This is a genomic window from Streptomyces sp. NPDC005408 (assembly GCF_040606445.1).
Lineage (GTDB): Bacteria > Actinomycetota > Actinomycetes > Streptomycetales > Streptomycetaceae > Streptomyces.
Window position 1 is genome coordinate 16148 of record NZ_JBEXEX010000031.1, and the last position, 26996, is coordinate 43143.

The window sequence follows — 26996 nt, forward strand, 5'->3', positions numbered from 1 at the left end:
GCGTCACCTGCCGGGGGTCGTCGGGGTCGGCTTCGCGGGCGAGGAGGACGGAGGCGGGGCCGCCGGGGTCGTGGCCGGGGCCGCGCGGTGCGGGGCGGGGCTCGGCGACGAGGAGGGCGAGGGCACAGGCGAGGGGGACGGCGGCGGGGCCACCGGGTTCCGGATCTCCATGGGCGAGGGGTCGGGCGACGGCAGCGCGGTGGCCTCGCCCGGAACGCCGCGGACCCTGCCGTCCGGGTCGAGGAAGGCCGGGTTGCCGCCCCGCACCATGCCCAGCTCGCGGGCCCTGCGCTCCAGTGCGCCGGGGGCGGAACGGTTGTCCACCTCCCGCTGCAGCGCCTGCTGCTGGTCGGTGAGTTCGGTGGTCTTCCGCTTGAGCTCGCTCAGCTTGAACGAGCCTTGGTTGAGGGCGGAGTTCAGCAGCAGCAGCGCGATCAGGCCGCCGCCGAGCAGCACCACGACCAGCAGGACGAAGGGGGTTCGGGCGGCGGTGCTCGGCCCCGACGGCATCAGCCTGGCGAGCCGCGCTGCCCGCCCCTTCAGCTGCTTGGCCGCTGAGTTCACACGTCCTCCCGGATGCGCTGCGCTCCCCTGAACCTGGCGGGAGCCGCACGGCGGTTCTCGGCAACCTCTTCGTCGGTGGGGAGCTCCGCGCCGCGGGTCAGCAGCTTGAGCCGTGGCTGGTACTCCTCGGGGACGACCGGCAGGCCGGGCGGCGCCGTATTGGCCGCGCCGACCGCGAAGACCTGCTTGACCAGCCGGTCCTCCAGGGAGTGGTACGAGAGGACAGCGATACGGCCGCCGACGGCGAGCGCTTTGACGGCCGCCGGGATCGCGTTCTCCAGGACGGTCAGCTCGCCGTTCACCTCGATACGCAGGGCCTGGAAGGTGCGCTTGGCGGGGTTGCCGCCGGTGCGCTTGACGGCCTGCGGCAGGGCGTCGCGGATCAGCTCGACGAGCCGGGCGCTGTTGGTGAAGGGCTCCTTCTCGCGTTCCCGTACGACTGCCGAGACGATCCGCTTGGCCTGCTTCTCCTCGCCGTACATACGCAGGATCCGCACCAGCTCACCGGGCGGGTAGGTGTTGAGGACCTCGGCGGCGCTGACGCCCGTCGTCTGGTCCATGCGCATGTCGAGCGGGGCGTCCTGGGCGTACGCGAATCCGCGGTCCGCCTCGTCGAGCTGCATGGAGGAGACGCCGAGGTCGAACAGGATGCCCTGCACGCGCGGGATCTTCAGCCGCTCGAGGACCTCCGGCAGCTCGTCGTAGACGGCGTGCACCAGGGTGGCCCGCTCGCCGAAGGGGGCGAGCCGCTCGCCCGACAGCCGCAGCGCTTCCTTGTCGCGGTCGAGCGCGACCAGGCGTGCCTCGGGGAACTGCGTGAGCAGAGCCTCGCTGTGTCCGCCGAGCCCCAGGGTGCAGTCGACCACCACAGCGCCCGGCGTCTGCAGGGCCGGGGCCAACAGGTCCAGGCACCGCTGGAGCATCACCGGGACGTGTCGGGTCTCGCTCATGCGCCCTCTCAGGTCCGGCGCGTGGTGTACGTACTAGCCGGGTCCCCGCCCGCTCAGAAGGGCCGTACGTACGCCGCACACGCGGGGAGAAACTTGGAAATGTGCAGGATGTGTCCGTGAACTGCGCGTCACTTTAGTCCACGGGTCCTCCCGGTCAATCAACCGGATGGCGCGTGGCGCGTGGCAGCCGGTGACGGGTGACGGATGCGGATACTTCACCCGTACGGGCGCGCCCGTGTCACACCTGTGGGTTAGCTCACAACAAGGCTCAATGATGTTCTTTGTCCCCTCTCACAGCGGGCTTCGGCCGCCTGTGCCCATTACCGTCGTCCTCATGTCGACTTCCGCGCACCACCCCGCTGAAGCAGCCCGTTCCCGTGGCACGGTCACCGACCGTCTCGTAGAGGCGAATCTTCGCTACGCCGCCGGTTTCGAGGACCCGGGGATGGACGCGCGCCCGGTACTGCATGTGGCCGTCGTCGCCTGCATGGACGCCCGGCTCGACCTGCACGACGCCCTCGGACTCGAGCTGGGCGACTGTCATACGATCCGCAACGCGGGCGGCGTGGTCACGGACGACGTGATCCGCTCGCTGACCATCAGCCAGCGTGCGCTCGGCACCCGCAGCGTCATACTCATCCACCACACGAACTGTGGTCTGGAGAGCCTCACCGAGGACTTCCGGCACGAGCTGGAGGACGAGGTGGGCCAGCGTCCGTCGTGGGCGGTGGAAGCGTTCCGCGATGTCGATCAGGACGTACGGCAGTCGATGCAGCGCGTGCGAACCTCGCCGTTCCTGCCGCACACCGACGACGTCCGCGGGTTCGTCTTCGACGTGACGGAAGGGCTCCTGAGGGAGATCGACCCCGCTGTGTGACCAGCCGGACACACGGAGAAATGCGGCAACTCCGACAATTCCCACTCCTTTATCCACAGGCGAGTGACACGACGCGGTGACGGCAACAAGAATGCGGGTGTGACACCATCCGGAACCTTCCGGAGCCGGTGTCGGTGTTTCGGGGTGGGCCGGGCCGGGTGACAGGCGCCGGCCCGTAGAACGGGCCGAGGAGGGCCGGGTGACGACCTATGACGATCGAGCGAGCCTCACAGATCTGACCACCACAGCGGAGCGTGTCCGCAGGTCGGTGGAGGGTGTGATCGAAGGCAAGCCTGAGGTCGTACGGCTTTCGCTGGTTGTGCTGCTCGCCGAAGGACATCTGCTCATCGAGGATGTCCCGGGCGTCGGCAAAACCATGCTTGCCAAAGCGCTGGCGCGGTCCATCGACTGCTCGGCGAGCCGCATTCAGTTCACGCCGGACCTGCTGCCGTCGGACATCACGGGTGTGTCGATATTCGACCAGCAGCGGCGGGACTTCGAGTTCAAGCCGGGCGCGATCTTCGCCCAGATCGTGATCGGCGACGAGATCAACCGCGCGTCGCCCAAGACGCAGTCGGCGCTGCTCGAGTCGATGGAGGAGCGCCAGGTCACCATCGACGGCAAGACGTACGAACTGCCCAGCCCCTTCATGGTGGTGGCCACCCAGAACCCGGTGGAGATGGAGGGCACCTACCCGCTGCCGGAGGCGCAGCGCGACCGCTTCATGGCGCGCGTGTCCATCGGATACCCCAGCGCGGACGCCGAGCTGCAGATGCTCGATGTGCACGGAGGTGTCTCGCCGCTCGACGATCTGCAGCCGGTGGCGCACGCCCACGACATCGTCAAGCTCATCGAAGCGGTGCGTACCGTCCATGTCGCCGAATCCGTGCGGCGGTATGCCGTGGAGCTGGTGGCGGCCACCCGTAACCACACGGATCTCAGACTCGGCGCATCGCCGCGCGCCACGCTGCATCTGCTGCGTGCCGCCAGGGCCTCGGCCGCGCTGAGCGGCCGTGACTACGCCCTGCCGGACGACATCCAGGCGCTGGCGGTCCAGGTGCTCGCGCACCGGCTGCTGCCCACCGCTCAGGCCCAGTTGAACCGGCGTACGGCGGAGCAGGTCGTGCTGGAGATCATGCAGCGGACCCCCGTGCCCACGGCCGGCGGCGCGGAGACCTCCTATGTCCCGGGCCGGCAGGCCCAGCCGCCGATCTACGGCCAGCAGCCCGGCGCCCGGCGGCTGTGATGTCCGGGGGCCCCGCCGCCGCGGAAAGCAAGGAAGCGGGCGGACTGCGGGCGGCCCTGGGCGGACTGACCACGCGCGGCCGTTCCTTCCTCGCGGCGGGCATAGCCGCCGCGGTGTGCGCCTATGTCCTCGGACAGGGCGATCTGCTGCGCGTCGGTCTGCTGCTCGCGGTGCTGCCGCTGGCCTGCGTCGCCGTGCTGTACCGCACCCGCTACCGGGTCGCGGGCAGCCGGCGTCTCTCGCCCGCGCGCGTGCCCGCCGGGTCCGAGGCGCGTGTGCATCTGCGGATGGACAATGTCTCGCGGCTGCCCACCGGGCTGCTGATGCTCCAGGACCATGTGCCGTACGTGCTGGGGCCGCGGCCCCGGTTCGTGCTGGACCGGGTGGAGGCGGGCGGCAGGCGCGAGGTGTCCTACCGGGTCCGTTCGGATCTGCGGGGGCGCTATCCGCTCGGCCCGCTCCAGCTGCGGCTGAGCGACCCGTTCGGTATGTGCGAGCTGACCCGCTCCTTCAGCGCGTACGACACACTCACCGTCATCCCGCGGACCGAAGCACTGCCCGCGGCGCGGCTCGCCGGTGAGTCCCTGGGGTACGGCGAGGGACGCCAGCGCTCGCTCGCACTGGCCGGCGACGACGACGTGATCCCGCGTACCTACCGCCACGGCGACGATCTGCGCCGGGTCCACTGGCGCTCCACCGCGCGCTACGGCGAACTGATGGTGCGCCGCGAGGAGCAGCCGCAGCGGGCCAGATGCACGGTGCTGCTCGACACCCGGCGGACCGCCTACCAGGGCGCGGGTCCCGACTCCGCCTTCGAGTGGGCGGTGTCCGGCGCGGCCTCCGCGCTGGTCCACATGCTGGAACGGGGCTTCTCGGTCCGGCTGTTGACGGACACCGGAAGCTCGGTGCCCGGTGACGGCTCCGACGGCTTCGCCGGGTCGACCCAGGAGTCGGCCGACTCCGCGGGACTGATGATGGACACGCTCGCGGTCGTCGACCACTCCGACGGAGCCGGGCTCTCACGCTCGTACGACGTGCTGCGCAGCGGGAACGAAGGACTGCTGATCGCCTTCTTCGGCGATCTGGACGAGGAGCAGGCGACCCTGGCCGCGCGCATGCGCCGGCGCAGCGGCGCCGCCGTCGCCTTCGTCCTGGACAGCGGGACCTGGGTGAGCGGCGGCGCGGCGGCAGGGACGGTCGACGACCGGCTGAGACTGCTGCGCGAGGCGGGCTGGACGGCGCTTGCCGTGACGCCCGGGACGCAGCTCTCTGCTCTGTGGCAGCAGGCGGGCCGGCAGCGCACCGAGTCCTCCGGCAGCTCCGGCAGCGGTACGAACGGTTTCTCTGGGGGTTGGTCATGAGCGGTCGCGGAAGGCTGGCACTCTGCGCCTACGCCGCCACGCTGATGGCGGCGGGCGCGATGCTGCCGCTGGTCGAACCGGCCAGCTGGATGCTGCACGCGGCGTTCCTGCTGGCCATCGTGAGCGGTGTGGGCGCGCTGGCCCGGCGGGTGCCGCTGGCCAGGCCGCTGACGGTGGCAGTGCAGGCTCTCGTTCTGCTCCTGCTGCTCACCGTGGTCTTCGCATCGGGCCAGGCGATCCTCGGCCTGCTGCCGGGCCCCGACGCGTTCCAGCAGTTCGGCCAGTTGCTGAGCGCGGGCGGCGAGGACGTCGGGCGGTACGCGATCCCGGCGCCGGCGACCGACGGCATCAGGCTGATGGTGATCGGCGGGGTGCTGGTGATCGGCCTCGCGGTCGACGCCCTCGCGGTGACCTTCCGCAGTGCTGCCCCGGCCGGACTGCCGCTGCTGGCGCTGTACTCGGTCGCGGCGGGCCTGTCCGGCGGCGGCGCGAGCTGGCTGTGGTTCCTGCTCGCGGCCACCGGATATCTGGTGCTCCTGCTGGCCGAGGGCCGTGACCGGCTCTCCCAGTGGGGCCGGGTCTTCGGCGGTGCCGCGCCCGGCCAGGCCCCCACCACGGGCCGGTACATCCCCCCGAGCGGCGGCAATCCGCTGGCCCCGGTCCGTACGGGCCGCAGGATCGGCGCGCTCGCGCTCGGCGTCGCGCTGGTGGTCCCGGCGGCACTGCCCGCGCTCAACGGCGGGCTGCTGGACAGCGCGGGCAACGGGGAAGGACCGGGCCCGGGCGGCACCATCTCCGCCGTGAACCCGCTGGTCTCGCTGCAGGACAGCCTCAATCAGCCCGAGGACCGCGAGGTCATCCGGTATCGCACCAATACGACGGACACCAAGGACCTGTATCTGCGGATCGTCGCGCTGGACCAGTTCGACGGGACGGCGTGGAAGACCTCGCAGCGCGACATCAAGGACGTACCGGACCGGCTGCCCCAGCCGCCGGGCCTGAGTCCGTCCGTCCCTGTCACCGAGATCAAGACGAACGTCTCGGCCGCGGGCTCGTACAAGCAGAGCTGGCTGCCGCTTCCCTACCCGGCGACGAAGGTGGCTATCAAGGGACGCTGGCGCTTCGAGCCCGAGGGCCGGACGCTGGTCGGCGACCGCGGTCAGGACACCCGTAGCGCGCAGTACTCCGTCACCAGCTTCATGGTGAAGCCGACGGCGGAGCAGCTGGCTTCGGCGCCCCGCGCGCCCGCGAAACTGCTCAGCGAGTACACCAAGGTCCCCAGCGGGCTGCCCGCCGATGTCAAGGCCACCGCGAAGCAGGTGACCAAGGGCGCCACGAACGACTACGAGCGTGCGGTCAAGCTCCAGGACTGGTTCGCCGTCACGGGAGGCTTCCGGTACGACACCCACGTGGAGTCGGGTACGGGTGCCTCCGCGATAACCCGATTCCTGAAGAAGAAGGAAGGCTTCTGCATTCACTTCTCCTTCTCGATGGCGGCGATGGCCAGGACGCTCGGGATACCGGCGCGGGTCGCGGTGGGCTTCACCCCCGGCTCCCCGCTCTCGGACGGCAGCATGTCGGTCGGCCTGCAAGAGGCTCACGCCTGGCCCGAGCTGTACTTCGAGGGCGTGGGGTGGACGCGGTTCGAGCCGACCCCGAGCCGGGGCACCCCTCCTGACTACACACGGCCCGAGTCGCCGAGCGGCGGGCCGAGCAGCCCGGCGCAGCCCGAGGGGAGTGCCTCCGCGGAACCTTCCACAGCGCCCTCCACCGCGGACAACTGCCCGCCGCAGGCGCGGCGGCTCGGCGACTGCGGCGCCGCCGCCCCGCGGGACGTCGCTCCGCCCACCGACCCGGGGACCCCGGCGGGGACCTGGGTGAGCGTGGGCCTGGCCGTACTGGCTCTGGTGCTGGTGCCGCTGCTGCCCATGCTGTGGCGGATGAGGACACGGGCGCGACGCCTGCGCTCCGGCGCGGGCGCGCACACGGGCGCCGCGGACCCGGCGCTGTCCATGGAGGAGACCGCAGACGGGCGGACGGCCTTCGAAGAGCGCGCGCTCGCGGAGGAGTCGGCCCGGACGCTGGCGACCTGGCAGGAGATCTCCGACCTCGCCTGGGACCATGGCATCCTGCCCGACGAGTCGCAGACACCGCGCAAGGCGGCTGCCCGCATCGTCCGGCTGGGCAAGCTGGAGGACGAGTCGGCGGACGCGGTGCACCGGGTGGCCCGGGCGGTGGAGCAGGTGCTCTACGCGCCGGAGCCCCGGCCCGTTTCGGGGCTGGCGGACGACGCCCTGACGATCCGGGCCGGGCTACGGGCTGCGGTGAGCCGTGGAACCCGTCTGCGGGCTCTCCTGGCGCCCCGCTCATCCGTCCGGGTGTTGTGGGTCGCCTCGGCTCGCTGGACGGCGCTCACGGACCGCTGGGGCGATCGCCGGAGGGCGCTGCTGGAACGGTGGTCGGGAATCCTGCGCCGCCCGTCCAGGCAGCGAGGCTGACAGCACCGGGCCGCCGGACCGGGCACATGCCCGGCGGCCCGGTGATCCGGCTCCGGGCCCCGGGCTCGCGTCCGGGCTGAGATACGAGTGAGGGGCGACGCGTGACGCGTCGCCCCTCACCCACATGTCATGTTGTTCCGCGTGTGACCGCCGAACGGCTCAGCGGCCCTGGCCGCCCTGCTCGTCGCGGCGGCGCTGCCACCGCTCCTCGATCCGGTGCATCATCGACCTGCGCTGACGGGGCCGGCGGCGAGCCGTGGCTGCCGTGTCCCCCAGGGTCTGTTGCTCACCCGGTTTGGGCGCCTTGCGCCATCCGGTGACCGCGAGAACCGCACAGCCGAGCATGACGAGGAAGCCCACCACGCTGATCCAGATCTGCTGCGCGACCATTCCGGCCATGAGGAGCGCGATACCCACCAGGAAGCCCGCGACTGCCTGGTAGACCCGTCGCCGGGTGTAGGTACGCAGCCCGCTTCCCTCAAGCGCTGTAGCGAACTTGGGATCTTCGGCGTACAGCGCTCGCTCCATCTGCTCGAGCATTCGCTGCTCGTGCTCCGAGAGCGGCACGGAGTCCTCCTAGTCGTCGGTCGCGGGGGGCGACCGGTATGCGGCCCTTTCAGGATAGGCAGGGAATCGCCCCCGTGAAACCCGCCCTCTACGCCAATTCGCCAGTCCGGGCCGCCATGGCGGCTCAGGTGCTGAGGCGTAGATTCCCCAACCTCCGATCCGTCATGCCGGATGGTGTCCCCCGATCATACGGGGCGCGGCCCACGATCGGGGGGTCTGTGGCGTACTCCATCTGCGGCTGCGCCGCTGATCAGCCCTGCTTCTCGCCCAGTACGTGCAGCTGGGTGGCGACGGAATGGAAGGCGGGCAGTTCGGCCGCGGCCGCCTCCAGCTTGAGCAGTGCGTCGAGAGCGCCGGGCTCGGTGTCCACGAGGACTCCCGGGACGAGGTCGGCGAAGACCCTGACGCCGTGCACGGCACCCACCTCGACACCCGCCTCGGCGACGAGTTCGGCGAGCTGCTCGGCGGTGAAGCGCCGCGGCACCGGGTCGCCGGCACCCCAGCGGCCCGCGGGATCGGACAGCGCCTGGCGGGCTTCGGTGAAGTGCCCGGCGAGGGCCCTGGCCAGGACGGCACCGCCGAGCCCGGCGGCGAGCAGACTGATGGCGCCGGAGGACCGCAGGGCGTCCACCGCGTTGCGTACGCCCTCGGCCGGGTCGTCCACGTACTCCAGGACTCCGTGGCACAGCACCACGTCGTAGCCGCCGCGCTCGACGACGTCGAACAGGCCGTGGATGTCGCCCTGGACCCCGCGGACCCGGTCGGCCACACCGGCCTCGGCAGCCCGGCGCTCCAGCGCGAAGAGCGCGTTGGGGCTGGGGTCGACGACGGTGACACGGTGCCCGAGCTGGGCCACGGGCACCGCGAAGTAGCCGCTGCCGCCGCCGGTGTCGAGGACGTCCAGGGCGTCCGTCCCTCTCGCCTTGGCCCGGCGGTCGATGGCGTCCTTGAGGACGTCCCAGACCACGGCGGTACGGAGGGAGGCGCGGGGGCGCATCGGGTCCGACACGGCAGTTGACTCCTCGGGCGGATTCTCGGGCGGATTGACGTTGAAGGACGCAGCCCACCCTATTGCCTTCGCCGACCGCCCCGGCCCTCCGTCCCGCCCTCCGTCCCGCCCTGTGTCCGGCCCTCCGTCCGGCCCTTCTGTCTCACCCCGCGGCGCCCCCCGTCTCCGGCTGCTCCGTCCTCGGCTGCGGCAGCACGGGCTGGAGCACCAGCATCCGCTCGACCAGGCGCAGAAACATGGCCGCGTCGCGCAGCAGGTCGTCGGCGTCACGCGTGCTCGCCGCTCCCTGTATGCCCGCCTCCGCGCGCGCCCTGCGCCGGGCGCCCGAGGCGAACAGGGCGCTCCACTCGGTCAGTTCGGGCGCTATTTCGGGCAGGACTTCCCAGGCGCTTCGGATCCGCTGCCGACGGCGGGCGCTGGTCTCGGGCCGGCCGCGGGCGGCGAGGACCGCGGCCGCGGTCCGCAGGGCGGCCAGATGGGCCGTGGCATACCGCTCGTTCGGCGTTTCGAGAGTGGTGGCCTCGTCCAGTCCCGTACGGGCCTGGGCGAGCAGGTCGAGGGCGGCGGGCGGTGCCGAGGCCCGCCGCAGGACGGGGTGCATGTCGTTCGCCGGTCCGGTCAGTGAGGGGGCAGGGCCGGTGGCGCGGCGCCGGTGTGCGGCTGCTGCGTAGGAGCTGGCCATGACGAACCTCCTGTCGTCGTGTGACGGCACTGTGGCCGTATGTGTCCATCGTGAGGGGCACCACTGACAATCGGCCCTGACCTGCCGCTTTCCCTGTAGGGGTGGTGAGCGGTGGTGACGGCTATGGTGAGCTGAGGAGTACGCGGGATCCCCCGGAGCGATCATGCGCGGACATCGCACCGACCCGCCCGACAGTGGGCAGCAACTCCTGATCACCCTCGGGCGACTCGTCGACCAGGCCCTGGAGCGGATCAAGCTCCAGCGGGCCCGGGTCGAGCTGGCCATGGCCCTGCAGCGCCATATGCTGCCGCCCGCACTGCCGGAGCTGCCCGGCCTGCATTTGGCCGCGAGGTACGCACCCTCACGGGACGGCCTCGACGTGGGCGGCGACTGGTACGACGCCTTCGTGATGACGGACGGGTCGCTCGGGCTCGCGATCGGCGATGTGCAGGGCCATGACGTCGAGGCCATCGCGTTCATGGGGCAGGTACGCACCAGTCTGCGCGCCATCGCCGAGGCGACGAGCGACCCCAAAGAGGTACTGAGCCGCGCCAACGACCTGCTGATCTCGATGGGATGCGGCCTCTTCGCAACCTGCTGCTTCCTGCGCTTCGACCTGGTCAGCCACGATCTGACCGTGTCCAGGGCGGGCCATGTCCCCATGGTCTGGGCCACGGCCGGCGGCGGCTACGGCACGGCCCTCGACAGCGGAGGCCCGCCCCTGGGCATCGTGCCGGGCGAGCACTATCCGGTGACCCACCGCCGGCTGACGGAGGCAGGGGTACTCGTCCTGCTCACCGACGGCGTCGTGGAGGGCCCGAACTACCCCATCGAGGCCGGTCTGGCCGAGGTGGCCCGGCTGGCGCGCGCGGGATTCGACGCCGACCCCGACGTGCTGGCCTCCGCCGTCGTCAAAGTGGCCGACAGGACCGGCCACCGTGACGATGCCGCCGTCCTCGTCGTTCGCTACGACGGCCCGCCCGAGCCCGGGTAGCCGGCCGTTGCGCCGCCTGAGTCCGAGTCGCCGCAGGCCCAGGGGGAGGGCAGACTGCTGTGGTGCGCAATGCGGAGATCAGCCGCTACGGGCCTCCTGCCCTGCAGATCCTCGCTGTCGCCGCTCTCTACTACGGGTCCGCCCGGCTCGGGCTTCTTCAGCAGCTGGTACGCGGTCAGGTCACACCGCTGTGGCCACCGACCGGCGTGGCCCTGGCCGGTCTGCTCATCCTCGGACTGCGGATCTGGCCGGGCATCGCGCTCGGCGCCTTCCTGGTCAATGTCTCCCTCGGCCCTACCTTTCCCGCCGTGCTGGCCATCGCCGCCGGCAACACGCTGGCCCCCGTCTGCGCGTACATGCTGCTGCGCCGGGCGGGGTTCCGCGACGAACTGGACCGGCTCCAGGCCGTTCTCGCGCTGGTTTTCCTCGGCGCCCTGGCCGGAATGCTGATCAGCTCGACCGTGGGCAGCAGTGTTCTGGTGCTTGCCGGTGCGCTGGACGCGAGTGAGTTCTGGCCCACGTGGTCGGTGTGGTGGACGGGTGACGCGATGGGAGTCCTCGTGGTCACTCCGTTCCTCCTCGTCCTGCGCAGGGCACGGTGGCCGCGGAATGCCGGGGTGGGCCGCTGGATCGAGGCGGCGGCGCTGCTGGTGGGCACACTCCTGGCGACGCTTCTGGCGACGACCACCAGCAGTTCGGCTCTGCTCTTCCTCTCGTTCCCCTTCCTGATCTGGGCCGCGTTCCGCTTCCAGCTGGCCGGTGCGGCGCCGTGCGCGCTGGGGGTGTCGACGCTGGCAATCCTCGCCGCTGCCAGGGAGGTCGGCCCGTTCGCCGGTCACGACCTGTTCTCCAACATGGTCACGCTGCAGGCCTTCAACGGCGCCACGGCGCTGATGGCCCTGCTGCTCGCCGCGGTCATCACCCAGCGGAACGAGACCTACGAGGAGATCAAGCGGGTCTGCGCACGGCTCGCCGATCTGGTGGCCCGTATGGATCCCCGCGAGGGGCCGGATCCCGATCTCTGACCCCCTTCCCTTGCTGCCCCTCCGACCGGCTGTCCGGCGACCGGTTTTGCTTCGATCATGGTTTCGGGGGTAGTTTTTGCACTGACTGGTCAGTTCAAAAATAGGGGAGGGTACGTGGACAGACCGCACGGGGTGGCCGTGACCGCCGAGGGCTTCGGGCTCAAGGGCCCACGCGGCTGGGCGTTCCGCTCGGTGAACATCGAGGCGGAACCCGGCTCGCTGATCGCGATCGAGGGCCCGTCCGGCTCGGGTCGCACCTGCCTGCTGCTCGCGCTCACCGGCCGCATGCGCCCCGCCGAGGGCCGCGCCGAGGTCGGCGGCCTGGCGCTGCCGCGCAAGATGGCCGCCGTACGCCGGATCAGCGCGCTCGGTCCGGTGCCGGGTGTCAGCGAACTCGACCCGGCGCTGACCGTCGCCGAGCATCTGCGCGAACGGGCCCTGCTGCAGCGCCGGTTCGACAGCTCACTGCGCGCCCTGCTGCGGCCGCGGGCAGAGCGCACGGCCGAGGCCCGGAGCCGTATCGACAAGGCCCTTGAGGCGGCCGGACTCGATCTGGCGGCCCTCCCCAAGGAGGAGCGCACCGCCGTACGCGATCTGGAGCGACTTGAGGCACTGCGCCTGTCCGTCGCCCTCGCACTGATCGGACGGCCCCGTCTGCTCGCCGTGGACGACACCGACCTCAAGCTCTCCGACACCGACCGGGCCGAGGCCTGGAAGCTGCTGCGCTCCGTCGCCGATGCGGGCACGACCGTGCTCGCCGTGTGCAGCCAGGCCCCCGAGAACACGATCATCATCCGTACGAACGAGGAGGGGGCGGCCGATGCGCTCGCCGAAGCTGGCCGCGCTTGAGCTGAAGCGGTTCGGCAGGGGGAAGCTGCCGCGCGCCGCGCTTGTCGCGGTCCTGCTGCTGCCGCTGCTGTACGGCGCGCTGTACCTGTGGTCCTTCTGGGATCCGTACGGACAGCTCGACAAGATCCCCGTCGCGCTCGTCAACGACGACAAGGGAGCCACCGCCGCCGGCAAGAAGATCGCCGCGGGCGACGAGATCACCAAGGGCCTGCGCGAGAGCAAGGTCTTCGAATGGCACGAGGTGAGCGGGGCCGAGGCCCGCAAGGGCGTCGAAGACGGCGCGTACTACCTCTCGCTGACGATGCCCGAGGACTTCAGCGCGCGTATCGCCTCCAGCTCCGGCGGCTCGCCCGAGACCGGCGCCCTTCAGGTCCGTACGAACGACGCCAACAACTACATCGTCGGGCAGATATCCCGGACGGTCTTCTCCGAGGTCCGCACCGCCGCTTCGGTCAACGCATCCCGCTCCTTCCTCGACCGGATCTTCATCTCCTTCTCCGGCATCCATGACGCCACCGAGAAGGCCGCGAAGGGCGCCGACCAGCTCAAGGGCGGCATCGGCAAGGCGAAGAAGGGCTCCAAGGACCTCGCGGACGGGCTGAAGGACGCCAAGGACGGCAGCGGGAAGCTGGCCGGCGGCCTGGCCAAGCTGACCAAGGGCGCGGGCGATCTCGAGACCGGCTCCAAGCAGGTCTCCAACGGCACCCAGGCGCTCGCCGACAAGGTCAACGGGGTCGCCGCCGAGGTACGCCCGTACCTCAAGGACAACGGCAAGGCGATCGGTGACACGGCCCGCCTGGTCGCCGACTCCTCCCAGGCGGTACGCCACAACCTCGACATCCTCGTGAAGACGGCACCCGGCTCCGCGGTCCTCGCGCACAAGTCGGCCGACGAGCTGAGCAGCATCTACAAGACGCATTGCGAGGACGCACTACTGCCGGACCCGACCGCCTGCCCCGCCCTCAAGCGGGCCAAGGTCACGGCCGCCGATGTCGCCAAGATCGCCGACGACGTCAACACCCTGGTGAAGGACAACAACGGCGATCTGAAGAAGCTGGACGGCCACCTCGCCGATCTGCAGAAGAAGGCCAACGACCTGGCCAAACGGTCACCGCGGCTCGACGAGGACCTGGAGTCGTCCGTCCGCAAGATCAATGAGCTCAACTCGGGCGCCAGGAAGGTCGCTCAGGGCGCGGACAGAGTGCACACCGGGCTGAGCGGCGCCGAGTCGGGCTCCACCGACCTCGACACCGGAGTCGGCAAGCTCAAGAAGGGCGCGGGCAAGCTGGACGGCGGCATGTTCAAGCTGGCCGACGGTTCGACCGAGCTGGCAGGCGGACTCAACGACGGCGTCGGCAAGATCCCCGACTACGACAAGAACGACCGCGACCGCCGCACCGAGGTGATGGCCGACCCGGTGCAGCTGGCCAACCAGTCGCTCCACAAGGCGCCCAACTACGGCACCGGCTTTGCCCCGTACTTCATCCCGCTCTCCCTCTGGGTGGGCGCGATGGTCGCGTACATGATCATCCAGCCGCTGAACCGGCGCGCCCTCGCCGCGGGTGCCTCCGCCTGGCGGATCGCCCTGGCCGGCTGGCTGCCCGTCGCCGCGATCGGTCTGGCGCAGGTCGCGGCACTGATGTCCGTACTGCATTGGGGCCTCGGCCTGAAGATGGCGTACGCGGCCGGGACCGTCGGCTTCCTCGCCCTCGTCACCTGCTGCTTCGCCGCGATCATCCAGTGGCTGAACGCCCGCTTCGGGGCCGCGGGCCGCATCCTGGTCCTCGCCGTACTGATGCTCCAGCTGACCTCGGCCGGCGGCACCTACCCCGTCCAGACCAGCCCGGCGTTCTTCAACGCCATCCACCCCTTCCTCCCGATGAGTTACGTCGTCGACGCGCTGCGCAGGCTCATCACCGGCGGCGGACTCGGCCCGGTCTGGCAGGCGTACGCGGTGCTGATCGCCTTCACCGCGGGTGCGATCGCACTGACCGCCGTCTCCGCCCGGCGCAAGCAGGTGTGGACGCTCGACCGGCTGCACCCCGAGCTGAGTCTGTGAGAGCGGGCGGACCTGTGAGAATCGATTCCATGGACGACGCCATGGACGCCAAGGACAGCACCAGCACAAGACGCCGGGCGACCCGGGCAAAGCTCTACGAGGCCGCGGTGACACTCATCGCCGAGCAGGGCTTCTCCGCCACCACGGTGGACGAGATCGCCGAACGCGCCGGGGTCGCCAAGGGCACGGTCTACTACAACTTCAAAAGCAAGACCGAGCTCTTCGAGGAACTGTTGCGGTTCGGCGTCGGCCTGCTCACCGCCTCGCTCCAGTCCGCCGCCGACGAGACGGCGGAGCGCGGCGGCACCAAGGTCGAGGCGCTGGACGCGATGATCAGGGCCGGTCTGGTCTTCATCGACCGCTATCCGGCCTTCACCCAGCTGTACGTCGCCGAACTGTGGCGCACCAACCGGGCCTGGCAGTCGACGCTTCTCGTCGTACGCCAGCAGGCGGTCGCAGTCGTCGAGACAGTGCTGCGAGAAGCCGTCGAGAACGGCGAGTTGAGCGAGGAGATCGACATTCCGCTGACCGCGGCCGCGCTGGTCGGGATGGTGCTGGTGGCGGCGCTCGACTGGCAGGCGTTCCAGCCCGAGCGGTCGATAGACGATGTGCACTCGGCCCTGTCACGGCTGTTGCACGGCCGCGTCAGCGGGCGCTGAACGATCCCTGCGGGAGACACAAAAGTGCCGGTCCGGCGAGGCTCGATCCCCCCGAGCCCCGCCGGACCGGCGGTGTTCCCCCCACGGTCCCCGTACCCCCGTACTCCCCCGTTCCGTCAGGGGAGCTGCGCCGTTCCGCCGCCCCGTGTCGGCGGTGCCGGCGCCGCGCCCCCTCCGTGGTCTCCACTCTTCCGTCTGCGCAGGTGGGACCTCATCCGCGCGCGTACTCATCTCACGTACTAGGTACGGATACTCAGCCCTGCGCACTCATCCCCACCCGAGCCGATCGGCAGCTGGTTACGATCGCGTCCGTGTCCGTACTCCCTCTCGTCTTCACCAGCGGCTGGGCCAGCGGGATCAACGCGTATGCGGTGGTCCTGCTCCTCGGCGTCTTCGGCGCGACCGGGCTCACCGACGAGGTGCCCGAATCGCTTCAGCGCACCGATGTCCTGATCGTCGCCGGGGTGCTCTTCCTCTGCGAGGCGGTGGCGGACAAGGTCCCGTACGTCGACTCGATATGGGACACCGTGCACACCGTGATCCGGCCGGTGGCGGGCGCGGTCGTGGCCGCGCTGCTGGCCGGGGACAGCGGCTCGCTGCCGGAGCTCGCGGCGGGCGCCGTCGGCGGTTCGACCGCGCTGATGAGCCATCTGGTCAAGGCCGGCACGCGGATGGCGATCAACACCTCGCCCGAGCCGTTCAGCAATATCGCGATGAGCACGGCGGAGGATCTGGGCGTCGCCGGGATCATCACGTTCGCGATATTCCATCCGCTGGCGGCCGCGGTCATCGCCGGAACGCTGCTCGTGCTGGGGATAGTGATACTGGTCTTCCTGGCCTCGCGGATCCGCCGGTTCTGGCGGCGCAAGGCCCAGCGGCGCGAGGAGAAACGGCTGGCGGCGGCAGGGGTCGACAGACCGCCGTGGTGACCGGGCCGTCGGAACCGGGGTGCCCGGGCGGCGCACGCGATCGGGGTGACCGGGCCACCCGGATCGGTTGTCAGTGGCGGCCGATAGGGTCGCCGACATGGGACGGATTGCGGTGATCGGCGCCGGGATGGGCGCCATGGCGGCTGCCGCCCGGCTGGCCGTGGCAGGCCACCGGGTGACGGTGTACGAGCGCTCGGAGACGTACGGCGGCGCGGTGGGCCGTTTCGAGCGCGAGGGTTTCGCCTTCGACACCGGTCCCGGTCTGCTGCATCTGCCCGCCGTCTGGCGGGACTTGTTCGTCAAGACCGGCAAGGAGCCGCTGGAGCAGTGCGTCGGGCTGGTTCAGGTGGACCCGTCGAGCCGTCACATCTTCGCGGACGGCACGACGGTCTCCCTGCCGAACGCCTCCCGGGCCGGAATCGTCTCGGCACTGGACGCGGCGCTCGGCTCGGGCGCGGGTGAGCGGTGGGGCGAGTTCCTGGGGCGGGCGCGGGACGCCTGGGAGCGCACGAGGCGGCCGTTGCTCGAGGAGCCCCTGCGGGCCGACTGGCAGGTGCTGGGACGCGATCCCTATCCCGCGCTGCGGCACCGCAGGCTGCTGCGCGCCCGGCAGGCCTCCACGGTCTCGGAGGTCGGTGCCTGGGAGCTGGCCGACCCGAGGCTGGCGGCCCTGCTCGATGCCTACGCGCTGGCCTACGGCCTGGATCCACGGCACGCCCCGGCGAGCGCCGCCCTGTTGCCCTACATGGAGCAGACGTTCGGCAGTTGGTATGTCGAGGGCGGGATGCGCGAACTGGCCCGCGCGGTGTACGAGCGCTGCCTTGCCCGGAAGGTGGAGTTCGCCTTCGGGTCCGAGGTGACCGGGATCCTCGACAAGGACGGCAGGGCCGCCGGGGTCGAGCTGGCCCGGGGCGCGGTCGCCGAGGCGGATCATGTGGTGGCGGGCGTGGAGGCGGCGGATCTCGTCGGGCAGGAGCTGTGGCGGGACGGAGACGTCAAGCCCCAGGGGGGCTCTGCCGAGGGGCAGTTGCCGGGCCGGTTCACCGTGCTGCTCGCCCTGCGCGGGACGCGCCCCGCAGAGGTCGTCCACCGCACCGTGGTGCACTCCCCCGACGCAGCGGCGGAAGCGGCGGCGGTCTTCGGCGGGCGGACGGACGCGCGCCCCACCGTCACCGTGCAGCGGCCCGGTGATCCCCGGACCACTCCGGACGACGGGCACGAGGCGGTCACCCTGTCCGCCACGGTCAGCGGGCACGGCGGCCAGGTCGACTGGACGGACCCGGCGCTGCGCGAGCGGTACGCCGATGTGCTGATCGAAGCCGCGGCTGCTGCCGTTCCGCAGATACGGGAACGCGTGCTGTGGCACGAGACCCTCACGCCCGCCGAGACGGGAGCGCTGGCCGGGCCCGCGCTGGCGGGCGGCGGCGGACGGTATCTGCACCCGGCGAACAGCACCCGGCTGCCCGGTCTGTATCTGGTGGGCGGCCGCGCACACCCCGGCGGCGGGCTCGCGCACGCGGGCATGTCAGGGGCGCTGGTCGCCGGTCTGATCGTGGAGGGCGCGGACTTCCGCGGCTCCCAGTGAGGACCCGGCCGGGGTGACGGCGGGTCAGTAGCGGTACTGCTGCTCGTTGTACCCGGTGTCGTAGCCGTAGTCGTACTGCGAGGGCTGCTCCTGCGGCATCGGCGGCACCTGCTGATCGCCCTCGCGCTGCTGCGGGACCCACAAACCGCCCGCAGGCGTCTCGCTGTACTGAGGCTGCGCGTACGGGTCGGCGTACTGCTGCTGGCCGCCGTAGTTGTCGTAGCTCTCGTACGCGTTGTACTGCTGCCCGCCGACATACGGATCGGAGTACGCGGCGTACTGCTGCTGCCCGGTCCCGTAGTCGTACTGCCCGGCGTAGGCCTCCTGGCCCGTCGGCTGCTGCTGGTCGTAGCCGGAGTAGTAGCTGTCGTACTGGCCGCCGTACTGGGCGTACTGGCTCTGCTGCTGCTCCTGCTGCTGCGCGGCATAGGCCGCTTCGCTGTACACGCCGTACTGCCCGGTGTCGTCCGGGAGTGGCTGCGGCTCGTAGACGGGCTCAGGCTCGGGCGACGGGTCCGCGTCCTCGTAAGCGAGGTCGGAGACCTCCAGCGTGGGCTCGCGCGGCGTCGCGCCCGGCCCGGGGCCGGACTTGCGGCGGCGGCTCTCGCCCGGGCTGCCGCCGAGCGCCCAGCCGGTGGAGAAGCCGCGGCGGAAGGAGAGCGTGACATACGTCTGTCCGACCGCGAAGGCGATGGCGCCGACCGCGATCACCACCACCGAGGGCAGCAGTACACCGAAGACCACACCGAGGAATCCGACGAAGGCGAGCAACCGCCAGCGCAGCCGCGCCTTGTACTGCAGCAGCACCTCACCGAGCAGCCACAGCGCGACAATGCCGAACGCGATATAGAGGACCGTCCAGCCCATGCCCGCCCCTCTCCTTCGGCCGCCGCCCCGGGTCGGGGCGGGTGCGACCGATCACGACTGCTCGTGCAGTCCGAGATTCTCGTAGATTTCGAGCGTCGCCGTGGAGTTGTTGAGCGTAATGAAGTGCAGTCCGGGGACTCCCTCGGAGAGCAGCCGTGCACAGAACTCCGTCGCGTACTCGATGCCAATGGAGCGTACAGCGGCCGGATCGTCCTTGACGGTGAGGATCCTCTCTTTCAGGTCCGCCGGGAACGTGGCATTGCTGAGCTGTGCAAACCTCTCCAGCTGCTTGACGCTGGTGACCGGCATGATCTCCGGAATGATCGGCGTCCGGCAGTCCGCGGCCTCGACCCGGTCGCGCAGCCGCAGATAGTCCTCGGGCTGGAAGAACATCTGTGTGATCGCGTAGTCCGCGCCTGCCCGGCACTTGTCGACGAAGTGGCGGGTGTCGGTGTCCCAGTCCTGCGAGCGCGGATGCATCTCGGGGAAGGCCGCGACGCCGACGCAGAAGTCTCCCGACTCCTTGATCAGCTGGACGAGCTCGGCGGCGTACTGCACGCCCTCGGGGTGCTTGACCCAGTCGCCCATCGGGTCGCCGGGCGGGTCGCCCCGGACCGCGAGGATGTTGCGGATCCCCGCGTCGGCGTACTGGCCGATCATGTTGCGCAGCTCGGCGATGGAGTGGTTGACCGCGGTGAGGTGCGCGACGGGGGTCAGGGTGGTGTCGGCGGCGATCTGCTCGGTCGCCTTGACGGTCCCGGCGCGCGTGGATCCGCCGGCGCCATAGGTCACGGAGACGAAGTTCGGTGCGACCGCCTCGACCCTGCGCAGCGCGTTCCAGAGGTTCCGCTCGCCCTTCTCGGTCTTGGGCGCCCAGAACTCGAAAGAGTAGGACGTTTTACCGGTGGCGAGCAGGTCGCGCACAGTCCGTGCGCGATCCGTCCGGGTCGAAGCTGTACCGAGGGCCATACTCGCAGGTTAACCAGGGCCCCCGGGTCCCCCAACCGGAGTCCACCCATCGGACACCGAACCCTCATGAATCGGCCTACTGCCCGTAGGCCCGTATCCGCTTGGTGAGATCCGCGGTGGCCGCTGCCGGATCGTCGGCCTCGGTGATCGCGCGTACGACGACGATCCTGCGGGCGCCCGCCTCCAGCACCTCGTCCAGATTGCCCGCGTCGATACCGCCGATCGCGAACCACGGCCGGTCCGTCTGCAGGCCCGCCGCATAGCGCACAAGGCCGAGTCCGGGGGCGTACCGCCCGGGCTTGGTGGGGGTGGGCCAGCAGGGTCCGGTGCAGAAGTAGTCCACGCCCGGTTCGACGGCGGCCGCGGCCACCTCGGACTCGGCGTGTGTGGAGCGGCCGATCAGGACGTCCTCGCCGAGGATCGCGCGGGCGGCCAGGACCGGCAGGTCGCCCTGTCCCAGATGCAGCACGTCGGAGCCGATGGCGTGGGCGACGTCCGCGCGGTCGTTGACGGCGAGCAGCTTGCCGTGCCTGCGGCAGGCGTCGGCGAAGACCTGGAGGTGCTCCAGCTCTTCGACCGCCTCCATGCCCTTGTCGCGCAGCTGCACGATGTCGACTCCGGAGGAGAGCACGGCGTCGAGGAAGGCGGCGAGGTCGCCCTGCTTCTTCCGGGCGTCCGTGCAGAGATAGAGCCGGGCGTCGGACAGCAGCTCACGAGCCGTGGACATGGGTGTATCCCCCCGTTGGGTCGGCGGTGTGCGGGCGGCGGCGCTCGGCCGCCTCCCGCACACCGCGTGGTGGTGTCTTGTCAGACGGCGAGCGCCTGGGCCCGGCGCTTCACCTCCGTGCCGCGATTCTCGCTGAGCGCCTGCGCGGGCGTGCCCGGCAGGGTCGCGTCGGGAGTGAAGAGCCACTCCAGCATCTCTTCGTCGGTGAAGCCGTCGTCCCTCAGGAGCGTCAGGGTCCCGGCGAGACCCTTGACCACCTTGTTGCCGTCGATGAAGGCGGCAGGCACCTGAAGCGCCCGGTTCTCACCACGGCGCACGGCGATCAGCTGGCCTTCCTTGACCAGCTGCCGTACGCGTGTCACCTCGACATCGAGCATTTCCGCGATGTCGGGAAGGTGGAGCCAGGCGGGGACGAGAGCATCGATCTTTGCGTCAATCTCGGTCACAGGACAAGCCTGCCATCCCGGACTGACAGTCGGTAGCCGGACCCTGGCAGGACTACGCCACAGCCGCCGCTTTCAGAGGCACGGAGGGGTCCGCGGCGAGGTCCGGATCCAGCCGTGCGCCGGACAGGATGAGCTTGCGCCCTTGCATCAGGTCGCGGGCCCTGCCGACGGCGAGAAGGGCGACCAGGGAGCCCTCGCGCAGCCAGAGCACCGTCCAGGCGGCGCCCGCCGGATCGCCGCGCCACACCATCGTGTCGGCGGCGGAATGGTGACCCGCGTACTGCACGAAGCGGCCGAACTGTTCGGACCAGAAGTACGGCACAGGGTCGTAGACCTGCGGCGGCTGCCCGAGGCCGCTCGCGATCACATTGGCGGCCACCGTGCGTGGCCCCTGCAGGGCGTTGTCCCAGTGGTGCACGAGCAGCCGCCGGCCGTAGCGGCCGGACGGGAAGGAGGCGCAGTCGCCGACCGCGTACACATCGGGCAGAGAGGTGCGCAGATGCTCGTCGGCGGTGATTGCGCCGTCCGGGCCGAGCGCGATGCCGGAACCGGCCAGCCAGCCCGTGGCGGGGCGTGCGCCGATGCCGACGACCACGGCTCCGGCCGCGAGCTCACGGCCGTCCGCGAGGATCACCCTGCCGGGTTCGATGGCGGCCACGCGCGCGTGGGTGATCAGTTCGGTGCCGTACTCCGCGTACCAGTCGGTCATCGGGGCGGCGACCTCGGCGGGCAGGGCGCCCGCGAGGGGGCGGTCGGCCGCCTCGACGACGGTGACCGCGCAGCCTGCCTCGCGGGCGGCCGTGGCGAATTCCGCGCCGATCCAGCCCGCGCCGACGACCACCATGTCGTGCTGCTGGGCGATGACGGGGCGCAGCCGTGCGGCGTCGTCGAGGGTGCGCAGCAGATGGACTCCGGGCACACCCTCGGTGCCCGGCAGCGTGATCGGCTCGGCGCCGCTGGCGATGACCAGGACGTCGTACGGGAAGGCTCCCGCCTCGGTGTCCAGCTCATGGGCATCGGAGCGTACGCCGAGCACTTCGCAGCCCAGCCGCAGCTCGATGGCGAGCGCCTCGAAGTCGACCTCGAAGGCCGAGCCCTCTGCCTTGCCGAGCAGGATCGCCTTGGAGAGCGGCGGTCTGTCGTACGGCTGGTGGGGCTCGGCGCCGATCAGGGTGACCGGTCCGGTGAAGCCCTGCTCGCGCAGGGCCACGGCGGTCTGCACTCCGGCCATTCCCGCGCCGACGACGACCACGCGCCGTGCGTCGTGCGTCTTCGCTGCGTGCGCCGGCTGCTGCTCGGGGTTCTGCTGATCGCTCACCCGTCAACCTTACGCATCTGACGGCCCGTCAGGAAACCAGTTCCTCGACAACGCTCGTCCCGCTGCCCTCCTGGGACTCCCACTCCCAGCTCTCCTCCAGGCGCAGCCGTCCGTCCTCCAGCTCGACCACGGCGGAGACACAGTGCCCGGACGACGTCCCGCCGTCCGTCTTCAGCTGTACGTAGCGGAAGTCGAGGCGGTCACCCTCCCGCGTCCCCACGAGATGGCCGCGCACCACGTCGCCACCCTCGTAATCGGCCCAGATCCGGCCGTCCCGCTCGTGGTACGTGAAGCGGGTGCGGGTGCCCACCTGGCCCGGAGCCTGGTCGGCGACCGGCGAGAGGACAAGACCGTCGAGCGACCGTGCCACAGCGTCGGCTCCCTTACTGCGAGTTGAGGGCGGGGGTTAGGGTGGCCACCGTAAGGCACTCGCGGGAGCCCGGACGCACCGGGCTGAGAGGGAGGCTGGACGGCCTCCGACCGTACGAACCTGATCCGGGTCATGCCGGCGAAGGGAGGGGCTGGACGCCCATGTCGCGTATTTCCGAAACGCGCACTTCAGACGTCCTCGTCATCGGGGGCGGAATCATCGGCCTGGTCACGGCCTGGCGCGCGGCGCAGCGCGGACTGCGGGTCGCGCTCGCCGATCCCGAGCCGGGCGGCGGGGCCGCACAGGTCGCCGCGGGCATGCTCGCCGCCGTCACCGAGCTGCACTACGGCGAGCAGACACTCCTCGGTCTCAATCTCGAATCCGCACGCCGCTATCCGGACTTCGTCGCCGAGCTGGAGGAGGCGAGCGGGCAGTCGGTGGGCTACCGCGCGTGCGGCACGCTCGCCGTCGCGCTCGACGCCGACGACCGGGCGCACCTGCGTGAACTGCATGCCCTGCAACGCCGGTCCGGCCTGGAGTCGGAGTGGCTGAGCGGGCGCGAATGCAGGCGACTCGAGCCGATGCTGGCGCCCGGCGTACGCGGGGGTCTGCGGGTGGACGGCGACCACCAGGTCGATCCCCGGCGGCTGGCAGGGGCGCTGGTGAAGGCCTGCGAACGCGCCGGGGTGATCTTCCACCGCGGCTGGGCCGAGCGGCTTTCGGTGGTACGGGACCGGGCGGCCGGAGCCGTGCTGACGGACGGCGAGGAGCTCACGGCGGACCAGGTCGTCCTGGCGGGCGGCAGTCTGAGCGGCAGGCTCGGCGGCGTACCGGCGGATGTGCTGCCTCCGGTACGGCCGGTGAAGGGCCAGGTCCTGCGGCTGACCGTGCCGCCCGCGTACGCACCCTTCCTCTCCCGGACCGTGCGGGCGGTCGTGCGCGGCAGCGATGTCTATCTGGTGCCGCGCGAGAACGGCGAGCTGGTCGTCGGAGCGACGAGCGAGGAGCTCGGCTGGGACAGAACGGTCACCGCCGGCGGGGTCTACGAGCTGCTGCGCGACGCGCACGAACTGGTGCCCGGCATCACCGAGCTTCCGCTCACCGAGACCCGCGCGGGGCTGCGCCCCGGCTCTCCCGACAATGCGCCGCTGCTGGGCCCGAGTGCCCTGCCCGGTCTGCATCTGGCCACCGGCCACTACCGCAACGGGGTGCTGCTGACCCCCGTCACCGGCGATGTGATGGCCGAACTGCTGGTCAGCGGCGCGCTGCCGGACGAGGCACGCGCCTTCACCCCGCGCCGTTTCTCTCCCGTACGTCTGGAGCAGCCCGTATGAACGTCTCCGTCAACGGCGAGACGCGTGAACTCGCCACCGGAACGACCCTGGACAGCCTGGTCGCCGACCTCAGCGCCGCTCCGTCCGGGGTCGCCGCCGCCCTCAACGAGGCGGTCGTGCCACGCAGTCAGTGGTCCGGCACGGTCCTCGGCGACGGCGACCGGGTCGAAGTCCTCACCGCCGTGCAGGGAGGCTGAGCAGCCATGGCAGACGACCGTCTCACCATCGGCGACACCACGTTCAACTCCCGGCTGATCATGGGTACGGGCGGGGCGCCCAGCCTCGACATCCTCGAACGCTCCCTCGTCGCGAGCGGCACCGAACTCACGACGGTCGCGATGCGCCGCCTCGACCCCACCGTTCAGGGCTCCGTGCTGTCCGTCCTGGAGAAGCTGAACATCCGCGTCCTGCCCAATACGGCGGGCTGCTTCACGGCCGGAGAGGCCGTCCTGACCGCCCGCCTCGCGCGTGAGGCGCTCGGCACGGACTGGATCAAGCTCGAAGTCGTCGCGGACGAGCGGACGCTGCTGCCCGATCCGATCGAGCTGCTGGAGGCGGCCGAGACACTGGTCGACGACGGCTTCACCGTGCTGCCGTACACCAATGACGACCCCGTGCTCGCCCGGAAGCTGGAGGACGTGGGCTGCGCGGCGATCATGCCGCTGGGCTCACCGATCGGCTCCGGCCTGGGCATTCGCAACCCCCACAACTTCCAGCTGATCGTCGAGCACGCGCGCGTGCCGGTCATTTTGGACGCCGGGGCGGGTACGGCGTCCGACGCCGCACTCGCGATGGAGCTGGGCTGCGGGGCGGTGATGCTGGCGTCGGCGGTCACGCGGGCGCAGGAGCCGGTGCTGATGGCGGAGGCGATGCGGCACGCGGTGGAGGCGGGACGCTTGGCGCGGCGGGCGGGACGCATTCCGCGCCGGCACTTCGCGGAAGCGTCCTCCCCGCACGAGGGCCGGGCGGCGCTGGACCCGGAACGCCCGGCGTTCTGACCGCTGCGCGGGGTGGGGAAAATCAAGCCCCGCCGGCGTTTGAGGTGCTGGGGTCCGGGGGCAGCGCCCCCGGAAGGCCCGGGCTGTCACAGCTCGGCTGCAGTACGGCTCCGGTCCCACCCCGGTGCGTCGGGCCTGTCGGTCATGACTCGTAGAATCTCCCGCGTGGATACGACCCTCAAGGACCCCCTCGTCGGGCAGGTGCTCGACGGCCGCTACCGCGTCGACGCACGCATCGCAGTCGGCGGTATGGCCACGGTCTACCGGGCCGTCGACACCCGACTCGACCGGGTGCTCGCGCTCAAGGTGATGCACCCCGCCCTCGCCACCGACGCCTCGTTCGTGGAGCGCTTCATCCGCGAGGCCAAGTCCGTGGCGCGCCTCGCCCACCCCAATGTGGTCGGGGTCTTCGACCAGGGCGCCGAGGGTGCGTACGTCTATCTGGCCATGGAGTACGTCGCGGGCTGCACACTCCGCGACGTACTGCGCGAGCGCGGGGCCCTTCAGCCGCGGGCCGCGCTCGACATCATGGAGCCCGTGCTGGCCGCGCTCGGCGCGGCCCACCGGGCCGGGTTCGTCCACCGGGACATGAAGCCGGAGAACGTGCTGATAGGAGACGACGGCAGGGTCAAGGTCGCCGACTTCGGTCTCGTACGCGCGGTCGGCTCGGTCACCAACACCACCGGCACCGTGCTGGGCACGGTCTCGTATCTCGCTCCGGAGCAGATCGAGTACGGCACGGCAGACACCCGCGCCGACGTGTACGCCTGCGGGGTCGTCCTCTACGAGATGCTGACCGGCTCAAAGCCGCACTCCGGGGACACCCCCGCCCAGGTCCTGTTCCACCATCTGAACGAGGACATTCCGGCGCCCTCCGCGCTGGTGCCGGGGCTCGCCGTCGAGTTCGACGAGCTGGTCGCGAGCGCCACGGCCCGCAATCCCGAGGTCCGCCCGTACGACGCGGTGGCGCTGCTGGCACAGGTTCGCGAGGCCCGGGCCGGGCTCAGTGACGAGCAGCTGGACCTGGTGCCGCCGCAGGCGATCGTGGCGGACGCGGCCCCGGACACCCAGGCACCCGAGGCCCCGTCCGCCTCGGAGGACGCCACGAGCGTGATTCCCCGGGTGCTGCCCCGTGAGGAGCCCGGGGTCAACCACACCGCCCGGCTGACGATGCCGCCGCCGGAGCCGCCCCATCAGTCGCGGCAGACCGGCCGCCGTGGCGTGCCGCGGCGCGGCGTCCTCGCCGCCCTGGTCGCGGTGCTGCTCGTGCTCGGCGTGGGCGCGGGCGTCTGGTACATCAGCTCCGGGCAGTTCACCCGGGTTCCGGCCCTCATCGGCAAGAGCGAGAAGGACGCCCGGCAGGAGCTGAACAGCGCCGGACTCGATGTGAAGAAGGTCCGGTACGACTTCAGCGAGACGGTCAAGCGCGGCACAGTCATCAACACCGACCCCGCGACCAATGCGCGCATCCGCGGCAACGGCTCGGTGACGATCATCGTCTCGCGCGGCCCGGAGATCGTCCGCGTCCCCGACGTCAAGAACAAGCCGCTCGCGCAGGCCGAGCGCGAGCTGGAAAAGGCCGGTCTGGCACCCGGTGTGGTCACCAAGGCCTTCAGCGAGGAGGTCGAGCAGGGGGCCGTGATCAGCACGGACCCGGCTTCCGGGACCCGCCGCAGCCCCGACTCCGCGGTCGCCATCGTCGTCAGCCAGGGCGCGCCGATCGACGTCCCGGGCGTGACCGGTGCGTCGGTGGACGACGCCACCAGCGAGCTGGAGGGCAAGGGCTTCAAGGTCAAGATCGCCTCCCAGCAGATCAACTCTTCGGAGGAGGCGGGCTCCGTCGCCGCGCAGTCCGCGGCCGAGGGCACCCAGCTGGCCCGGGGCGACACCATCACGCTGACGGTGTCCAAAGGCCCGCGCATGCTCGACGTTCCGGATGTCGTCGGCAAGAAGGTCGACGAGGCCACGAGCAAGCTGGAGGCCGCGGGCTTCGAGGTCAAGGTCGACAAGAGCTTCCCGTTCCTCGGCGACACCGTGGAGAGCCAGTCCGTCGCGGCGGGCGAGCAGGCCCCCGAGGGCAGTACGATCACCATCAAGACCAAGGGACTGTAGT

At 70.9% G+C, this 26996-nt stretch carries 26 protein-coding genes and 1 riboswitch; of the genes, 15 read left to right on the forward strand and 11 right to left on the reverse strand.

What is annotated here, in order from left to right:
• Positions 1–3: 3 nt before the first annotated feature.
• Entirely contained in the window at positions 4–510 is a 507-nt protein-coding gene (locus ABZS64_RS25565) for a septum formation initiator family protein (RefSeq protein WP_355834224.1), read from the reverse strand.
• 50 nt (positions 511–560) lie between these two features.
• Positions 561–1514 (reverse strand): 16S rRNA (cytosine(1402)-N(4))-methyltransferase RsmH, encoded by a 954-nt coding sequence (rsmH, locus tag ABZS64_RS25570; protein ID WP_355834047.1) that lies wholly within the window; start codon positions 1512–1514, stop codon positions 561–563.
• Between the two features lie 334 nt (positions 1515–1848).
• Here rsmH and ABZS64_RS25575 point away from each other — a divergent pair, with 334 nt between their 5' ends.
• From ABZS64_RS25575 to ABZS64_RS25590, 4 genes are all read left to right on the forward strand, one after another.
• Entirely contained in the window at positions 1849–2391 is a 543-nt protein-coding gene (locus ABZS64_RS25575) for a carbonic anhydrase (protein ID WP_355834049.1), read from the forward strand.
• Positions 2392–2590: 199 nt separating this feature from the next.
• Positions 2591–3637 (forward strand): AAA family ATPase, encoded by a 1047-nt coding sequence (locus tag ABZS64_RS25580; RefSeq protein ID WP_355834052.1) that lies wholly within the window; start codon positions 2591–2593, stop codon positions 3635–3637.
• The gene (locus ABZS64_RS25585; protein ID WP_355834053.1) at positions 3637–4998 is read left to right on the forward strand and encodes a DUF58 domain-containing protein; all 1362 of its coding nucleotides are present in this window, start codon (positions 3637–3639) and stop codon (positions 4996–4998) included. The genes ABZS64_RS25580 and ABZS64_RS25585 overlap by 1 nt, the downstream gene beginning before the upstream one ends.
• Entirely contained in the window at positions 4995–7496 is a 2502-nt protein-coding gene (locus tag ABZS64_RS25590) for a transglutaminaseTgpA domain-containing protein (protein WP_355834056.1), read from the forward strand. Before ABZS64_RS25585 ends, ABZS64_RS25590 begins: the two co-directional genes overlap by 4 nt.
• Before the next feature lie 159 nt (positions 7497–7655).
• On the opposite strand, the gene ABZS64_RS25595 is transcribed toward ABZS64_RS25590, so the two are convergent.
• From ABZS64_RS25595 to ABZS64_RS25605, 3 genes are all read right to left on the reverse strand, one after another.
• Positions 7656–8063, reverse strand: a complete 408-nt coding sequence (locus ABZS64_RS25595) for a DUF3040 domain-containing protein (protein ID WP_266477362.1) — start codon at positions 8061–8063, stop codon at positions 7656–7658.
• A gap of 250 nt (positions 8064–8313) precedes the next feature.
• Entirely contained in the window at positions 8314–9072 is a 759-nt protein-coding gene (locus tag ABZS64_RS25600; protein WP_355834060.1) for a methyltransferase, read from the reverse strand.
• Positions 9073–9214: 142 nt separating this feature from the next.
• Positions 9215–9754 (reverse strand): SAV_6107 family HEPN domain-containing protein, encoded by a 540-nt coding sequence (locus ABZS64_RS25605; RefSeq protein WP_355834063.1) that lies wholly within the window; start codon positions 9752–9754, stop codon positions 9215–9217.
• A 163-nt stretch (positions 9755–9917) separates the two neighbouring features.
• Here ABZS64_RS25605 and ABZS64_RS25610 point away from each other — a divergent pair, with 163 nt between their 5' ends.
• From ABZS64_RS25610 to ABZS64_RS25640, 7 genes are all read left to right on the forward strand, one after another.
• Positions 9918–10748 (forward strand): PP2C family protein-serine/threonine phosphatase, encoded by an 831-nt coding sequence (locus ABZS64_RS25610; RefSeq protein WP_355834066.1) that lies wholly within the window; start codon positions 9918–9920, stop codon positions 10746–10748.
• A 62-nt stretch (positions 10749–10810) separates the two neighbouring features.
• On the forward strand, positions 10811–11773 hold the full coding sequence (locus ABZS64_RS25615) for an MASE1 domain-containing protein (protein ID WP_355834069.1): 963 nt from the start codon (positions 10811–10813) through the stop codon (positions 11771–11773).
• Positions 11774–11887: 114 nt separating this feature from the next.
• Positions 11888–12622, forward strand: coding sequence for an ATP-binding cassette domain-containing protein (locus ABZS64_RS25620; RefSeq protein ID WP_355834072.1), 735 nt, complete (start codon positions 11888–11890; stop codon positions 12620–12622).
• Positions 12594–14681, forward strand: a complete 2088-nt coding sequence (locus tag ABZS64_RS25625; RefSeq protein WP_355834075.1) for a YhgE/Pip domain-containing protein — start codon at positions 12594–12596, stop codon at positions 14679–14681. Before ABZS64_RS25620 ends, ABZS64_RS25625 begins: the two co-directional genes overlap by 29 nt.
• Positions 14682–14710: 29 nt before the next feature.
• Positions 14711–15340 carry a helix-turn-helix domain-containing protein gene (locus ABZS64_RS25630; protein WP_355834078.1) on the forward strand — a complete coding sequence of 210 codons (630 nt, stop codon included), beginning with the start codon at positions 14711–14713 and terminating at the stop codon, positions 15338–15340.
• A 311-nt stretch (positions 15341–15651) separates the two neighbouring features.
• The gene (locus ABZS64_RS25635; protein ID WP_355834081.1) at positions 15652–16269 is read left to right on the forward strand and encodes a DUF4126 domain-containing protein; all 618 of its coding nucleotides are present in this window, start codon (positions 15652–15654) and stop codon (positions 16267–16269) included.
• A 112-nt stretch (positions 16270–16381) separates the two neighbouring features.
• Entirely contained in the window at positions 16382–17854 is a 1473-nt protein-coding gene (locus ABZS64_RS25640; RefSeq protein WP_355834227.1) for an NAD(P)/FAD-dependent oxidoreductase, read from the forward strand.
• A 24-nt stretch (positions 17855–17878) separates the two neighbouring features.
• Here the strand turns inward: ABZS64_RS25640 and ABZS64_RS25645 are convergent, their stop codons facing one another.
• The 6 genes from ABZS64_RS25645 to ABZS64_RS25670 form a co-directional block, all read right to left on the reverse strand.
• Complete coding sequence (locus ABZS64_RS25645; RefSeq protein ID WP_355834084.1) at positions 17879–18721, reverse strand: hypothetical protein; 843 nt, start codon at positions 18719–18721, stop codon at positions 17879–17881.
• A gap of 51 nt (positions 18722–18772) precedes the next feature.
• The gene (gene metF / locus ABZS64_RS25650) at positions 18773–19690 is read right to left on the reverse strand and encodes a methylenetetrahydrofolate reductase [NAD(P)H] (RefSeq protein WP_355834087.1); all 918 of its coding nucleotides are present in this window, start codon (positions 19688–19690) and stop codon (positions 18773–18775) included.
• 76 nt (positions 19691–19766) lie between these two features.
• Positions 19767–20417, reverse strand: a complete 651-nt coding sequence (thiE, locus tag ABZS64_RS25655; protein ID WP_355834090.1) for a thiamine phosphate synthase — start codon at positions 20415–20417, stop codon at positions 19767–19769.
• Between the two features lie 80 nt (positions 20418–20497).
• Entirely contained in the window at positions 20498–20863 is a 366-nt protein-coding gene (locus ABZS64_RS25660) for an Rv2175c family DNA-binding protein (RefSeq protein WP_355834093.1), read from the reverse strand.
• A 52-nt stretch (positions 20864–20915) separates the two neighbouring features.
• On the reverse strand, positions 20916–22094 hold the full coding sequence (locus ABZS64_RS25665) for an FAD-dependent oxidoreductase (protein WP_355834230.1): 1179 nt from the start codon (positions 22092–22094) through the stop codon (positions 20916–20918).
• A 115-nt stretch (positions 22095–22209) separates the two neighbouring features.
• A complete protein-coding gene (locus ABZS64_RS25670) occupies positions 22210–22551 on the reverse strand; it encodes a hypothetical protein (protein WP_355834096.1) in 342 nt (113 codons plus the stop codon).
• A 51-nt stretch (positions 22552–22602) separates the two neighbouring features.
• Positions 22603–22715: riboswitch (TPP riboswitch) on the forward strand.
• On the opposite strand from ABZS64_RS25670, the gene thiO reads away from it, so the two are divergent.
• The 4 genes from thiO to pknB all read left to right on the forward strand — a co-directional run bounded on the left by thiO (position 22713) and on the right by pknB (position 26995).
• Positions 22713–23885, forward strand: coding sequence for a glycine oxidase ThiO (thiO, locus tag ABZS64_RS25675; protein WP_355834099.1), 1173 nt, complete (start codon positions 22713–22715; stop codon positions 23883–23885). It overlaps the preceding riboswitch by 3 nt.
• Positions 23882–24082: a sulfur carrier protein ThiS gene (gene thiS / locus ABZS64_RS25680; RefSeq protein ID WP_355834102.1), complete on the forward strand. Its 201-nt coding sequence runs from the start codon at positions 23882–23884 to the stop codon at positions 24080–24082. The genes thiO and thiS overlap by 4 nt, the downstream gene beginning before the upstream one ends.
• A gap of 6 nt (positions 24083–24088) precedes the next feature.
• Entirely contained in the window at positions 24089–24883 is a 795-nt protein-coding gene (locus tag ABZS64_RS25685; protein WP_355834105.1) for a thiazole synthase, read from the forward strand.
• 165 nt (positions 24884–25048) lie between these two features.
• Positions 25049–26995 carry a Stk1 family PASTA domain-containing Ser/Thr kinase gene (gene pknB, locus ABZS64_RS25690; RefSeq protein ID WP_355834107.1) on the forward strand — a complete coding sequence of 649 codons (1947 nt, stop codon included), beginning with the start codon at positions 25049–25051 and terminating at the stop codon, positions 26993–26995.
• The last annotated feature ends 1 nt before the right edge of the window (position 26996 follow it).